The sequence below is a fragment of the Xenorhabdus yunnanensis genome, from assembly GCF_028598805.1.
GTDB lineage: Bacteria > Pseudomonadota > Gammaproteobacteria > Enterobacterales > Enterobacteriaceae > Xenorhabdus > Xenorhabdus yunnanensis.
In genome coordinates this window covers 1-366 of the sequence record NZ_JAQRFI010000264.1, presented here as the reverse complement: position 1 = coordinate 366, position 366 = coordinate 1, and the positions used below count along the sequence as shown (strand labels likewise).

1 protein-coding gene is annotated in these 366 nt (G+C 45.1%); it reads left to right on the top strand.

The window, feature by feature from the left end; all coding sequences use genetic code 11:
* Positions 1 to 96 precede the first annotated feature (96 nt).
* Positions 97 to 366: phage tail fiber protein (locus PSI23_RS22170; protein ID WP_444876167.1), on the top strand; the 270-nt coding region annotated here is incomplete at its 3' end.

The window sequence follows — 366 nt, the reverse complement described above, 5'->3', positions numbered from 1 at the left end:
CTCCAATTTAAATTCGGGGCTGAAACTTCTTTTCATCATGTCACCTGTTGAATTATCGAAGTGAGCATATCACCTCTATAACGGTGACCAAAATCATTGAACCACATCAATAATGTCTGGACTGACAGGAACACCACCGTAGTCGGTGGCTATCTAAAAACAGCCTCGCCCATCATCAAAATCTGGAACGATGGAAAATTTGAGACCAATGACGAATCCGAGGGGGCGACTGTTGAGCGTCTATCCGAGGGGATTTATCTCATCAAAAATGTGCTGGGATTTAATGCCGATGCGGCATGGGGTGGTGTCGATGGCGGCGTTGAGATACCGATGTGCAAAAATAAATTACCGTTGATTTGGGTGGAT